Source organism: Micromonospora sp. NPDC049060, from assembly GCF_040649055.1.
GTDB lineage: Bacteria > Actinomycetota > Actinomycetes > Mycobacteriales > Micromonosporaceae > Micromonospora > Micromonospora reichwaldensis.
The window spans coordinates 188,069-200,857 of the sequence record NZ_JBEZEV010000002.1; the positions used below are offsets into that span (position 1 = coordinate 188,069).

General features: G+C 72.8%; 12 protein-coding genes and 1 pseudogene. 5 read left to right on the plus strand and 8 right to left on the minus strand.

Features of this window, described 5'->3' with window-relative positions:
• Positions 1-52: 52 nt before the first annotated feature.
• The 4 genes from AB0B83_RS01820 to AB0B83_RS01835 all read right to left on the minus strand — a co-directional run bounded on the left by AB0B83_RS01820 (position 53) and on the right by AB0B83_RS01835 (position 3,750).
• Complete coding sequence (locus AB0B83_RS01820) at positions 53-904, minus strand: ABC transporter permease (protein ID WP_357576535.1); 852 nt, start codon at positions 902-904, stop codon at positions 53-55.
• Complete coding sequence (locus tag AB0B83_RS01825) at positions 901-1,911, minus strand: ATP-binding cassette domain-containing protein (RefSeq protein WP_357576536.1); 1,011 nt, start codon at positions 1,909-1,911, stop codon at positions 901-903. Before AB0B83_RS01825 ends, AB0B83_RS01820 begins: the two co-directional genes overlap by 4 nt.
• A gap of 29 nt (positions 1,912-1,940) precedes the next feature.
• A complete protein-coding gene (locus AB0B83_RS01830) occupies positions 1,941-2,495 on the minus strand; it encodes an NAD(P)H-dependent oxidoreductase (RefSeq protein WP_357576537.1) in 555 nt (184 codons plus the stop codon).
• Positions 2,496-2,793: 298 nt separating this feature from the next.
• Positions 2,794-3,750: a LysR family transcriptional regulator gene (locus AB0B83_RS01835; protein ID WP_357576538.1), complete on the minus strand. Its 957-nt coding sequence runs from the start codon at positions 3,748-3,750 to the stop codon at positions 2,794-2,796.
• 463 nt (positions 3,751-4,213) lie between these two features.
• On the opposite strand from AB0B83_RS01835, the gene AB0B83_RS01840 reads away from it, so the two are divergent.
• Positions 4,214-5,128: a serine hydrolase gene (locus tag AB0B83_RS01840; RefSeq protein WP_357576539.1), complete on the plus strand. Its 915-nt coding sequence runs from the start codon at positions 4,214-4,216 to the stop codon at positions 5,126-5,128.
• A 154-nt stretch (positions 5,129-5,282) separates the two neighbouring features.
• On the plus strand, positions 5,283-6,272 hold the full coding sequence (locus AB0B83_RS01845; RefSeq protein ID WP_357576540.1) for an MBL fold metallo-hydrolase: 990 nt from the start codon (positions 5,283-5,285) through the stop codon (positions 6,270-6,272).
• A gap of 54 nt (positions 6,273-6,326) precedes the next feature.
• Here AB0B83_RS01845 and AB0B83_RS01850 read toward each other — a convergent pair whose 3' ends face one another.
• Genes AB0B83_RS01850 through AB0B83_RS01860 form a run of 3 tightly spaced genes read right to left on the minus strand, consistent with a single transcriptional unit; the run spans position 6,327 to position 8,452 of the window.
• Entirely contained in the window at positions 6,327-8,018 is a 1,692-nt protein-coding gene (locus AB0B83_RS01850) for a CHAP domain-containing protein (RefSeq protein ID WP_357576541.1), read from the minus strand.
• A gap of 21 nt (positions 8,019-8,039) precedes the next feature.
• Positions 8,040-8,294: a hypothetical protein gene (locus AB0B83_RS01855; protein ID WP_357576542.1), complete on the minus strand. Its 255-nt coding sequence runs from the start codon at positions 8,292-8,294 to the stop codon at positions 8,040-8,042.
• Entirely contained in the window at positions 8,285-8,452 is a 168-nt protein-coding gene (locus tag AB0B83_RS01860; RefSeq protein ID WP_357576543.1) for a hypothetical protein, read from the minus strand. Before AB0B83_RS01860 ends, AB0B83_RS01855 begins: the two co-directional genes overlap by 10 nt.
• A 219-nt stretch (positions 8,453-8,671) precedes the next feature.
• Here AB0B83_RS01860 and AB0B83_RS01865 point away from each other — a divergent pair, with 219 nt between their 5' ends.
• Positions 8,672-9,646 carry a LuxR C-terminal-related transcriptional regulator gene (locus AB0B83_RS01865; protein ID WP_357576544.1) on the plus strand — a complete coding sequence of 325 codons (975 nt, stop codon included), beginning with the start codon at positions 8,672-8,674 and terminating at the stop codon, positions 9,644-9,646.
• A 96-nt stretch (positions 9,647-9,742) separates the two neighbouring features.
• Here AB0B83_RS01865 and AB0B83_RS01870 read toward each other — a convergent pair whose 3' ends face one another.
• Positions 9,743-10,282, minus strand: coding sequence for a DUF1697 domain-containing protein (locus AB0B83_RS01870; RefSeq protein ID WP_357576545.1), 540 nt, complete (start codon positions 10,280-10,282; stop codon positions 9,743-9,745).
• 292 nt (positions 10,283-10,574) lie between these two features.
• On the opposite strand from AB0B83_RS01870, the gene AB0B83_RS01875 reads away from it, so the two are divergent.
• Together AB0B83_RS01875 and AB0B83_RS01880 are read left to right on the plus strand one after the other, a co-directional pair.
• On the plus strand, positions 10,575-12,554 hold the full coding sequence (locus AB0B83_RS01875; RefSeq protein ID WP_357576546.1) for an endo-1,4-beta-xylanase: 1,980 nt from the start codon (positions 10,575-10,577) through the stop codon (positions 12,552-12,554).
• A gap of 141 nt (positions 12,555-12,695) precedes the next feature.
• Positions 12,696-12,789, plus strand: a pseudogene (locus AB0B83_RS01880) (hypothetical protein); the annotation flags it as partial.

A 12,789-nucleotide genomic window follows, 5' to 3' on the forward strand; every position in this document is an offset into this window, starting at 1 on the left:
GGCACGACGACGGGCACCACCACCTGCGTGGCGGTGCCCGTCGTCGGCAGGATCAGCGGCGGTTGTAGCGGTACATGGTCAGCGTGCCGAAGACCACCAGGAAGCCGGCGGTCCACAGCAGCGTCCACATGATCGCCGACGCGTCCGAGGTTCCCGACATGACGGCGCGTACCGAGGCCACCAGCTGCGTGATCGGGTTGACCTTGACGAACGCCTGGAGCCAGCCCGGCATCGTCGCGGGCTCGACGAACACGTTGCTGAGGAAGGTCAGCGGGAACAGCACCATCATGCTCGCGCCCATCACGGACTTCTCGCTGCGCAGGACGAGCCCGAAGAACGTCCAGACCCAGGAGAACGCGAACGAGAAGGCCACCAGCAGGCCGATCCCGGCCAGCACGCCGGGCAGCCCGCCGTCGGGCCGGAACCCCAGCACCAGCCCGACGCCGAGGATGACCACGGCCGCCAGCACGTACCGCAGCACGTCGCCGAAGATCATGCCGACCAGCGGGGCGGGCCGCCAGACCGACAGCGTCCGGAACCGGTCGAAGACGCCCTTCTCGATGTCGGTGTTCAGCCCGACGCCGGTGTACATGGTGATCATCACGACGCTCGTCACCATGATCCCCGGCAGGAAGAACTGCAGGTAGTCGCGCGGGCTGTCGGCGAGGGCGCCACCGAACAGGTACGTGAACATCAGCACCATGATGATCGGGAACGCCGTCACGTCGAAGAGCTGCTCCGGCACGTGCTTGATCTTCAGCAGCGCGCGCCAGCCGAACGTCAGCGACGCCGACAGCGCACCGGGCGTGGGCGGTCGCGCGCCGGGCGCGAGGACGGTGGCGAGGGCCTCCGTCGAGGGTACGTAGACGGACGGGGCCCGCCCGGTCGTGGTGGCGTTTGTCATCGGGCTGCCTCCAGCTGGTCGTCCCGCTCGTCGGCCGCGACGGCGGGGTGGTCGGTCAGGGCCAGGAAGACCTCGTCCAGGCTCGGCTGACCGAGGGAGAAGTCGTCGACGACGATGCCGGCGCGGGCCAGGTCCCCGAGCGCGCGGGCCGCCTGCTCGCTGGCGTCGAGGTCGCTGCCGTCGCCGCCGACCCGCGCGGTCAGCGCGACCGGATCGGGTGCGAGCTGCACCGGCACGCCGAGCGCCGCCTGGAGCAGCTTCTCCGCCTCCGGTCGCCGCCCGGGGTCGCGCAGCCGCAGGTGGACGGTGCCGGAACCGACCGAGGACTTCAGCTCGCCCGGGGTGCCCTCCGCGATCACCCGGCCGTGGTCCACCACCGCGATGCGGCCGGCGAGCTGGTCGGCCTCGTCCAGGTACTGCGTGGTCAGCAGCACCGTCGTGCCGTGTGCCACGACGGCCCGGACGATCTCCCACACCTGGTTGCGGCTGCGCGGGTCCAGCCCCGTCGTCGGCTCGTCGAGGAACAGCAGGTCGGGGGTGTTGAGGATGCTCGCCGCGATGTCGATGCGCCGCCGCATGCCGCCCGAGTACTTCTTGACCTGCCGGTCGGCCGCGTCGGTCAGGCCGAACGCGGCGAGCATGCCCTCCGCCCGTTCCCGGGCGGCCGGCTTGCGGTGCCCGAGCAGGCGGGCGAGGAGCATCAGGTTCTCCAGCCCCGTCAGGTCCTCGTCCACGGAGGCGTACTGGCCGGTCAGGCTCATCCGGGCGCGCACGGTGTTGGCCTCGGTGACGACGTCGTGCCCGAAGACGCGGGCCCGTCCGCCGTCGGGGCGCAGCAGCGTCGCCAGCACCCGTACCGCAGTGGTCTTGCCGGCGCCGTTCGGGCCGAGCAGCCCGTAGACCGTGCCGGCGGGGACCTGGAGATCCATGCCGGCGAGCGCCCGGGTGTCCCCGAACGACCGGGTCAGGCCCTCGGCCTCGATGGCCAGGCCGGTGGTGCGTGTCATGCTCCCTACCTTCCTCAGGTGTCACACGTTCAGGAGACGTACGGGCGCGCGGCGCGACCCTCGCGCAGGGCCAGGCCCCACCAGTGGAGCTGGTCGAGCAGGACGTCGGCCGCCCGCTCGCACCGGTCGGCCGTCGGGGGCGACGGCGCACCGTCGAGCAGGTCGACACCGACGACGTCGCGCATCGTGACCGTGTGCAGTGCGGTGAAGACCGTGCGGAGCTGCTCGACCGCGTGCAGGCCGATGGAACCGCACCCGTACGACACGAAGCCGACCGGTTTGGCCTGCCACTCGTCGTACGCGTGGTCGATCGCCTGTTTCAACGAGCCCGGGAAGCTGTGGTTGTACTCGGGGGTGACCACGACGAACGCCTCCGCCCGCGCGACCTGCGCGACGAACGACCCGATCGCGGGAGTCGGCTCAGCCGGGCAGCTCGCGGGGAGGTCGTGGTCGGCGAGGTCGACGACAGTCACCGCCACCTCGTCGCGCCGCCGCGCCCGGTCGACGAACCAGCGGCCGATCCGGTCGCCCGCCCGCCCCTCCCGGGTGCTGCCGATGATCACGGCGAGGCGCAGTGGCGTCATGGCTCCCCCTCCCGGCTCCGGTTCCACCCGCCGGGCGCGAGACGGCGTCCAGCGCCCCGCCAGATCGGAACTGGCGGGGCGCGATGCCGGCGGCGGGTGCTGCCCCGGGCGCCGGGGGAGGGGCGGTCCGGCGGGGTGACCGGGCGCGCCGGCGGGGTGACCGGGCGCGCCGGCGTGGCGGCGTCAGGCCGGGATGTAGTCGAAGGTGTCCGGGTTCGGGCCCTGCCGGCCGGCCTCGCCCCGGTCCAGCCCGGTGATCCGCTCGGCGTACCCCTGATCGGGGCCTTCCAACCGGTGGTCAGGCGGGCTCGTCGAAGAGCACCGGCCAGGGGCGGGGCGCCGGCCCGGGCGGCGGCGCCGGAGGCTCGGACCCGTCGGCCAGCACCTCCGCCGCGAGCTGCCCGAACATCGGCGCGGCCGGGTGCGCGGCCCGGCGCGGCCAGGCCGCCGAGGTGCGCCGGACCAGCGGCGACCCGGCGACCGGCCGCCAGGCGATCCGGGGCTCCCGGCGCGCCGTCGCGGCCGGCTCGACGGCGACCCCGCCGCCCGCCAGCACCAATCCGAAGAGGAACTCCGGGTTCCGCGCCGGGCGGACCCGCCCCGGCGTGAACCCGTGCCGGCGGCAGACCTCCAGCAGGTGGTCGTGCCAGCCGGGCGCGGTGGCCCGGGGCGCGGTCACCAGGTCCAGTCCGGCCAGCGCCGCCAGCTCGACCTCCCGTCCCCGGGCCAGCGCCGAGGCGCGCGGCAACAGCACCCCCAGCGGTACGTCGACGGCGGCACCGAGGCGCAGCCCGTCGTCGGTGACGGGATGGTGCAGCAGGCCGACGTCCAGCCGCCCCTCGCTGAGCATCCGCTCCTGCTCGCCGCTGGTCAGCTCGTGCAGGTCCACATCGAGCCCGGGGGCGCGCTCGGCCAGCCGGTCGAGCAGCTCGCGCAGGGTCACGGCGGGTGTCTCCGGCGGCACCCCCGCCCGGAGCACCCCCGACACCCCGTCGCGCACCTGCCGCATCAGGTTGCGCAGCCGGCCCTCCCCGGCCAGCAGTTCCTCGGCCTCGCCGAGGAGCAACTGCCCGGCGGTGGTCAACCGCACCTGCCGCCGGGACCGGTCGAACAGCTCGACCGCCAGCTCCCGCTCCAGGCGCTGCACCGACTGGCTCAGCGGCGGCTGGGCCATGCCGAGCCGCTCGGCCGCCCGCCCGAAGTGCAGCTCGTCGGCGACCACCACGAAGTGCCGCAGGTGCCGGAGCAGGTCCACGGCCGGACCCTACGCCAGCGCCCACCCGCGCCCGCAACCGCGAACACGTCCACCGTCCGCGTCCACCGTCCGCGTCCGCAACCCCCGTCCGCCTCCGCCTCCGCCTCCGCCTCCGCCTCCGCCTCCGCGTCCGCCTCCGCGTCCGCCTCCGCGTCCGCCTCCGCGTCCGCCTCCGCGTCCGCGACCGCGACCGCGACCGCGACGCGGCGAGATCTTGGTACCGAAGCGCCCCTCGGGGGGCACTTTCCTACCAAGATCTGGCGCCGGGCGCCGGGCGCCGGGCGTCGGGCGCCGAGCGTCGGGCGTCGGGCGCCGAGCGTCGGGCGTCGGGCGCCGAGCGTCGAGCGCTGAGCGCTGAGCGTCGGGCGTCGGGTGTCGGGTGCCGAGCGCCGAGCGCTGGCGTCCAGAGGCCGGCGGGCGGCGGCCGGCGGCGGCCGGCCGGGCAGCGGCTACCGTGCGCAGTGTGGTGGCGGAGCGGATCGTGGAGATCTTCGAGCGGGCCGGGGTCACCGGCTGCCTGCACGTCGTCGACCTCGACGCGGTCGACGGCGGTGCCGGTACGGGGGAGCCGGGCGGCCGGCGGGAGGTGGCGGTACGGGCGGACGAGCAGGTGGTGATCGCCTCGATCTTCAAGGTGCTGCTGGTGCTGGAGTTCGCCCGGCAGGTCGTCGCCGGCCAGCTCGACCCCCGGGAACGGGTCCTCGTCACCGCCGACGACCGGCTCGGCGGGTGGGGGATCGCCGGGTGCGCCGACGACGCCGAGGTGTCGCTGCGGGACCTGGCCTACTTCGCCATGTCGGTCAGTGACAACACCGCCGCCGACCTGCTGCTGCGCCGGGTCGGGGCGGACGTGCTGCCGATGCTCGCCGCCGAGCTGGGGCTGGCGCGTACCCGGATCGCCGGCGGTCCCCGGCAGCTGGTCGAGACGATGCTCGCCGACGTCGGCGCGCGTACGGAGGCGGACTTCGCCCGGATCTTTCCCACCCTGCCGCCCGAGCGGGTCCGCGCGATGCGGATGTTCGATCCCGCGCACACCACGTCGAGCACCGCCCGGGAGATCACCCGGCTGCTCGGCCTGATCTGGCGCGACGAGGCCGGTCCGCCCGAGGCGTGCGCGATGGTCCGGGGCTGGATGGCCCGGCAGCTCTTCTGGACCCGGCTGGCCGCCGGCTTCCCGCCGGGCGTGCGGGTGGCCGGCAAGACCGGCACCCTGCCGGGCCTGCACCTGGAGGCGGGCGTGGCCGAGTACCCGGACGGCGGGCGGTACGCCGTCGCTGTCTTCGTCCGCGCCACGCAGCTCGCCACCCGCCGCATCGACGTGGACCTGGCGATGGGGGAGGCGGCCCGGACGGCCGTCGAGGCCCTGCATGCCGGCTGATCTTTCGGGCGCGAGGTGCTGCCGTCGGCCCGGCTGAGCTGGCCCGATATGCCGGCGGGTATCGATCGTGTCGGCCGAGGATCTTGGACCGGGCCCGGGCCGAGCTGATTGGCTCGACACCGACCGATCAGCACCACGACGGGGAGAGTTCAGCATGCCCAACATCGACCGCCGCCGCTTCCTCCGCGACGCCGCCGCCAGCACCGCGCTGGTATCCGCCAGCGGGCTCGCCGGCGCCGCCCTGACCGGCCCGGCACACGCCACGCCGCCGGCCGCCGCGCCGGTCGCCGCCGCTGCGGCCCGCCGCCGCAGCGGCCCGGTCAGCTTCCGCTGGTGGGGTACGTCGGCCTGGCGCATCGACATCGGCGACCGGACCGTCCTGGTCGACCCCTTCGTCAGCCGGATCGACACCGGGCTGTTCAAGGGCGCCTTCAACGAGGCCACCAAGCTGGAGGTCCGCACCGACGTCGTCGACTCCCTGGTGGACCGGGCCGAGACGGTGCTCGTCACGCACACCCACTGGGACCACTACATGGACGTGCCGTACATCGTCGAGCGCACCGGCGCCCGGGCCTTCGGCACGCTGACCGCCTACCACCTCGGGCTCGCGTACGGGCTGCCGTCGGGGAAGCTCAGCCCGGTCCGCGGCGAAGAGGTGCTGGACTTCGGCGCGTACACCGTGGAGGTCGTCAGCTCCCTGCACAGCCGCAACAAGTCGTACTCGATGGCCTTCCCGGGCGTACGGGTCAGCCAGCCGGCGAAGCCGGAGACCATCGCAGACCTGCCCGAGGGCGACACCCTCGCGTACCAGTTGCGGGTGCCCGGCGGCCCGTCGGTGTTCTTCATGGGCGCCAGCGACTTCGCCGAGCGGAACCTGACCGGGCTGGCCCCCGACGTGGCCATGCTGGCGCTGCCGAGCACCACGGTCACCGCCGACTACGCGGAACGGCTGCTCGACGCGCTCGACCGGCCGAAGGTCGTGGTGCCTGTGCACTTCGACAACTTCGAGACCGAGCTGCGCAACCCCGTGCCCATGGCGCCGACGGACCGCGAGCGGCTGGACGCGTTCGTCGCGGCCGTGCGCCGGGTCTCCCCGCGCAGCCGGGTGCTCGTGCCGGAATACCACACCGCGTACCACTTCTGAGCAACGGCACGACGGGCCGCGGGCAGAAGCCCGCGGCCCGTCGTCGCGCTCAGGTCAGCTGCCGATGTGGGACCAGGCGCCGAAGGTGCTGCCGGCGCTGCCCTGTCCGGAGCCCCAGACCCAGTTGTCGGTGCCCTTGCCGTAGACCACGATCGCGCCCGACTCCGCGACGATCGCCGTCGGGTCGCCGACGAAGTCCGGCTGGCCCGTGCCGATCGTCGTCCAGCTGCCGAACGCGGCGCCCTTCGACGGCTGACCGACACCGCGGATCTTGTTGTCTCCGGCCCGGGCGTAGAGGGCGATCGTGCCGTTGGCGGCGATGATCGGCTGCGGGCGGGACGCCACCCCGGCGCCGCCGGTGCCGATCTTCACCCAGGCGCCGATGGTGCCGCCGGCGCTGCTCTGGCCGGCCCCCCAGACGAAGCCGTCGACGCCGGTGGCGTAGACGACGATGGCGCCGGCCGGCGTGACCACCGCGCTGGGCGCGGTCTTGAAGCCGTCGACGGGCTGACCGGTGCCGATCGTGCGCCAGGTGCCGAAGGCCGCGCCGGGGGAAGGCTGACCCACCCCGTGGATCTTGCCGTCGGTGCCCCGGGCGTAGACGACGATCGTGTCGTTGGCGCCGATGACGACGTGCGGCTCCGACGCCACCCCGGCGCCGCCGGTGCCGATCTTCACCCAGGCGCCGAAGGTGCTACCGGGGTCGCTCTGCGCCGTGCCCCAGACGTAGCCGTCGCTGCCGGTCGCGTACAGGGCGATCACCCCGTCGGGCGTCATCACCGCAGTCGGGTCGCTGGCGAACGTGGGTTGCGCGGTGCCGATGGTCCTCCAGGTGCCGAAGGCCGCGCCGGGGGAAGGCTGGCCCACACCGTAGATCTTGTTGTCGACGCCGCGGGCGTAGACCACGATCGTCTCGTTGCCGCCGACGACGGCGGACGGGTTGCCGGTGAAGTCGCCGCGGTCGCCGATCCGCTTCCACGAGCCGTAGGCCGCGCCGACGCTCGGCTGGTTGGCGCCGTGGATCCACCCGTCGGTGCCGAGCCGGTACTGCGCCAGGATCCCGTCGTCGGTACGCACCATGCCGAGGTCGCCGGTGGTGGTGCCGGCACCGGCGGTGTCCTCCTCGGCGTTCGCGCCGACCGGCGAGGAATATCCGACGATGTCCACGTCGGAGGTGCTGTAGTTGCGGGCGGAGACCCGGTCGCTGGAGTTGCCCTCCACCGTGTAGACCCGCCCGCCCGACGCGCTCGTGACGATGCCGACGTGATCGATCACGCCGTTCTGCTCCCAGTCGAAGACGATTGCGTCGCCGGGCTGCGGGGTGTAGCCGCTGCCGCGGGAATGGTAGGTCTTGTTGTCGAGGCCGTACTCCCGGAACGATCGCGCCCAGGTGTTCAGGCCGCCGAGGTCGGTTACTCCCGCCTGCTTCCAGATGTACTTGGCGAAGTTGGCGCACCAGGCGTAGGTGCCGTCGCCACTCTGTGTGCCGCCTCGCCAGCCGAGGGAGTTGCAGACGGGCCAGCCGGTCATCTGACCGCTGTAGTAGGTGCAGTTGTCGCTGCCCCGGTACTCGTGGTTGCGGCTGTCGTCGTTCAGTTCGCGCTGTGCGATCGTGACGATGGAGTCGCGCACCGTGCTGGCAGCAGCGTCAGGGGCAACGGCGAGGCCGCCGGCAAAGAGCGCGGCGATGCCCATGATGCCCACGGAGATCCGCCGGCCCCGGCGCGGCGTGCTGATGTCGGTCATGGTGGTGCCTTTCTCTCGATGTCAGTTCGGAAATGTGGGCAACTGCTTGATCCGTTGTCGGATCCGGTCGGTCAGTTCGTTCATGTCGTGCGCATCCGTCGCGATGAGGAAGAGCGCCACGGAAATCCGGCTGGGCCCGGCCCGTACTCGGATGTGTTCCACCCGGTCGGCGGGTCTCGTGTGGACCCATATCGCGTCGAGCAGTGCCACTTCGTTGAGTGCCGTGATTCCGTCGAGTTCGACGGTGAAGGTCAGCATGTCCATGTTCAGGCCCACTCGAAACCGCCGGCGACTGCCCGGATCGGGTCGCTCGTTCCGGTCTCGGCGCCGCCCTGGTTCGACAGGCTCGGGACCAGCAGGAAAGCTCCCGCCGCGATGACGCTGAAGATCAGACGAACCGGTGTGCGCATGGCGGACTCCTCCTGCTGGAACAATTAAGGAAATGTTTCGGGAGCTCGTTTCCGGGTGCCTTCGGGGCCTGTTTTCCCGATGCGAGAAGCTTGCCGGCCCGGCAGGGTGGTGTCACTGCTTCCGTACTGGCACCAAGCTGCGTGGCACCTTGGTGCCATCTCGGGCCCTTCCCTCTCGCGGGCCTTGCGCGGGCTGAGCGGCGTCTTGATACTGACCAGACACGGGGGCTCGAAAGGTTGAACATGCTCGAAATGCTTGGGTTGACGGAGTCTGCCGAGCGGACTTACCGCGCCATGCTGGCCTTCCCCAGCCTCGGCGTCGGCGGGCTCGCGGAGCATCTGGGGACAGACGAATCGGGCGTCCGCGCCGCCCTCGACGAACTGGCCGACCTCGCACTGCTCCGGCCGTCCTCGGCAGAACCCGGAAACCTGCGCGCGGTCTCGCCGGACGTCGGCCTGGCCGCCCTGCTCCAGCAGGCCGAAACCGACGTACTGCACCGGCAGCGTCAGATAGAGGCGACCCGCGTGGCGATCAGGTCCATCACCGACGAACAGTCAGCCCTCCGCTCCCGGGAGGGGGTCCGCCGCTACGAGGACGTCGACGCCGTCCGGCAGCGACTGGAGGAACTGGCGGCCGGTGCGTCAACCGAATGCGTCTCGCTCAATCCGGGCAGCGCGCAGGCGCCCGACGCGAAGCAGTCGAGCAAACCGCTCAACCAGCTGGTCCTGGAGCGTGGCGTGGCCATCAGGTGCGTCTACCAGGACAGCTACCGCAACGATCCGAACGTGGTGACGTACTCCCGTTGGCTGTCCGGCCTCGGCGGGCAGGTCCGGACGACCCCCACCCTGCCGATGCTGATGGTCGTCGTGGACCGGCAGGTCGCGCTGCTGCCGCTGGACCCCGCGGACTCCAGCCGCGGCGCGGTCGAGGTGGTGCACATCGAGGTGGTCGCCGCCATCCACGCGCTGTTCGAGCAGGTGTGGCGTGCGGCCACTCCACTCGGCGTCACCGCGCTGCCGGACGCGGACGGCCTCGAGCCGTTCGCCCGGGAACTGTTGGAGATCCTCGCTGCCGGCCACACGGACGAGGTGGCGGCCCGCAAGCTCGGCCTCTCCCTGCGGACGGTGCGACGGATCACGGCCTCCCTCATGGAGCGCCTGGAGGCCCGCAGCCGATTCCAGCTCGGGGCACACGCCGCCCGGCGCGGGCTGCTGTGAGCCGTCGACCGCGACCGGTCAGCGGACCGGTCGCGGCCAGGCTGGGGCGTGAGTTGCCCGCTCGACCGGTCGGCCCACCGGACCGGCGGCGAGGGCTCAGCCCGTCGACATCCCGGCCAGCGCCCGCACCGAGCGCCAGTTGCGGGTGGTCGCCACCAGGCCGAGCTTCTTCTCCAGGTGGTTGTTGGTGAACCTCGACCGGCCGTAGCCGCCGTCGGGATAGTGCAGGTAGACCTCGCGACCGGCGACCGAGAACGCCAGGTTCTCGCCGTCGGGCACGGTCAGGGCGGCCACGGCGGCCGGGTCGGGCGCGGTCGCGAGGAAGACCACCAGCAGCCGCGTGGGGTCGTCCTCCCGCCCGGCGTACGGGTTGCCGCCGGCCACCGCCGCCAGTTCCCGGCCGCTGCGCACCAGCACCGGCACCGTCAGCCCCAGCTCGTCGGCGATGGCCCGCTCGATGCCCCGCGCCAGCGCGTCGGCGTCGCGCACCGTGCTGCCGAAGACCACGTTCCCGCTCTGCAGGTACGTCTGCACGTCCTGGTGGCCGAGGTCGGTGACCAGCCGGCGCAGGTCGGCCATGGCGACCTTCGCGCCGCCGACGTTGACCCCGCGCAGCAACGCGACCCACCTGTCCACACGAACCTCCTCGACCCGCCGGTACGGGCCAGCCTAGGGCGTGGTCGACGTCGGTCGCGGCCGTCGTCGCCGGGGCGGGGCCCGATGCCCAGCACACCGCGCTGGAGTGCCGGGTCCGTGATCCGTACCATCGGTTCTCGACAGCGGCCCCCGGCAACGGGTGCCGCGAGCGGAGCGGGACCACGGACACCGGCATGCGGGCTCATGCCGGTCGACCGGCGTGCGACCGCCTCAAGCGAGAAACCTCGCCCAGCGGTCCGCGCGCGCCCATCCGTACCGGAAGGACACCGCCATGCGCGCTCCCTGGACGCGCCGTCACCGCCTTCTGCCGGGGCTGCTGGCCCTGGCCTGCCTCGCCACCGTCGCCGTGGCCGCCGCCGTTCCACTGACCAGCCCGCCCGCCCGCGCCGCCGACCCCGTCGTGGTGCTCGACGCCACCTTCGAGGACGGCACCACCCAGGGCTTCCGGCCCCGGGCCGGGGAGACCGTCGCGGTCAGCACCGCCGTCGCCCACGGCGGCACCCGCAGCCTGCTCGTCTCCGGCCGCACCGCGAGTTGGCAGGGTCCCGCCCTCGACCTGCTCGACGAGATGGTCAAGGGCACCCGCTACACGCTGACGGTGTGGGTGCGGCTCGCCGCCGGCCAGTCGCCCGGCCAGGTCCGGCTCAGCGTGCAACGCGACTCTGGCGGCACCTCCGCCTACGACCAGGTGGTGGGCGACACCGCCGTCACCGCCGACGCCTGGGTCCGGCTCACCGGCACGTACGTGCTCGCGCACGACGTGGACGGGCTGTCGGCGTACGTGGAGACCGCCGGCGGCACCGCCGACCTGCACATCGACGACTTCACCATGGCGTACCAGCCGACCAAGCCGGTGCAGACCGACATCCCGGCACTGCGTGAGGTGCTGGCCGCCGACTTCCCGATCGGGGCGGCGATCGGCAACCGGCAGATCATCGGCGACCAGGCCACCCTGCTGCGCCGGCACTTCGACACGGTGACCCCGGGCAACGCGCTCAAGTGGGACGCCACCCAGCCGACCGAGGGCACCTTCCGGTGGGCCGACGCCGACGCGCAGGTCGGCTTCGCCACCGACAACGACCTGGCGGTACGCGGACACACCCTCGTCTGGCACCAGCAGACCCCGGCCTGGGTCTTCACCGACACCGACGGCACCCCGCTGACCTCGGACCCGGCCGACAAGGCCCTGCTGCTGTCCCGGCTGGAGGCGCACATCCGCGCGGTCGTCGGCCGCTACGGCGACGCGATCGGGGTCTGGGACGTCGCCAACGAGGTGATCGACGAGAACCAGTCCGACGGGCTGCGGCGCAGCCGCTGGCACGAGATCAGCGGGCTGGACTACCTGCGCACCGCGTTCCGGGTGGCCCGGGAGGTCGCGCCGACGGCCAAGCTCTACATCAACGACTACAACACGAACGTGCCGGCCAAGCGCGACAAGCTGCGCGACCTGGTGAGCCAGCTACGCGCCGAAGGGGTGCCGATCGACGGCGTCGGGCACCAGATGCACGTCAACGTCCAGTGGCCGTCGATCGCCGAGACCGAGGCGATGCTCCAGGCGTTCGTCCCGCTCGGGGTGGAGCAGCAGGTCACCGAGATGGACGTCAGCATCTACGTCGACAGCAGCGAGTCCTTCCCCACCCCGCCGGCCGACCGGCTGCTGACCCAGGCGTACCGCTACCGGGACCTGTTCGCCCTCTACCGCCGATACGCCGACGAGTTGACCTCGGTGACCCTGTGGGGGCTGGCGGACGACGACACCTGGCTGGACACCTTCCCGGTGGCCCGCAAGGACGCGCCGCTGCTGTTCGACACGGAACTCCAGGCCAAGTCGGCGTACTGGGGGATCGTCGACCCGACCCGGATCAACCCGACCCCGACGCCGACGGTCAGCCCGACGGTCTCGCCGACGGTCACGCCGACCACGGGGCCGGACGCCTGCCGGGCGACGTACACCGTCTCCAACCAGTGGCCGGGCGGCTTCCAGGCGAGCGTCAGGATCACCAACACCGGCGGGCGGGCGCACGACGGCTGGACGGTGCGCTGGCGGTTCCCGGACGGGCAGCGGATCAGCCAGCTCTGGAACGGCACGGTCCGGCAGGACGGCCCGGACGTGTCGGTCACCCCCACGTCCTGGAACTCCGCCCTGCCCGCCGGCGGGACGGTCGAGTTGGGCTTCCTCGCCGGTTGGTCCACGAGCAACGACCGCCCGGTCGGCTTCACCCTCGACGGACTGGCCTGCACGACCGGCTGAACCGCCGGCCTGTCGTGCCGCCACCCGACCTGCCCGCCTCCGGTCGGTGGCCGGCCGCCGTGCCAGCGAAACGGTGACCGTGCTGGTGGAAGGCCGTACCGGGGCGTCAGCGGCGGGCGATGGCCGGGCCGAGCAGGGCGCGTGCGGCCGTTGCAGGACCGTCCGGTGCAGGTCGACCGGGAGACCCTGTCGCTGGGCTATGCGGGGGTGTATTCGAGTTTCCTGCGGCATGCGG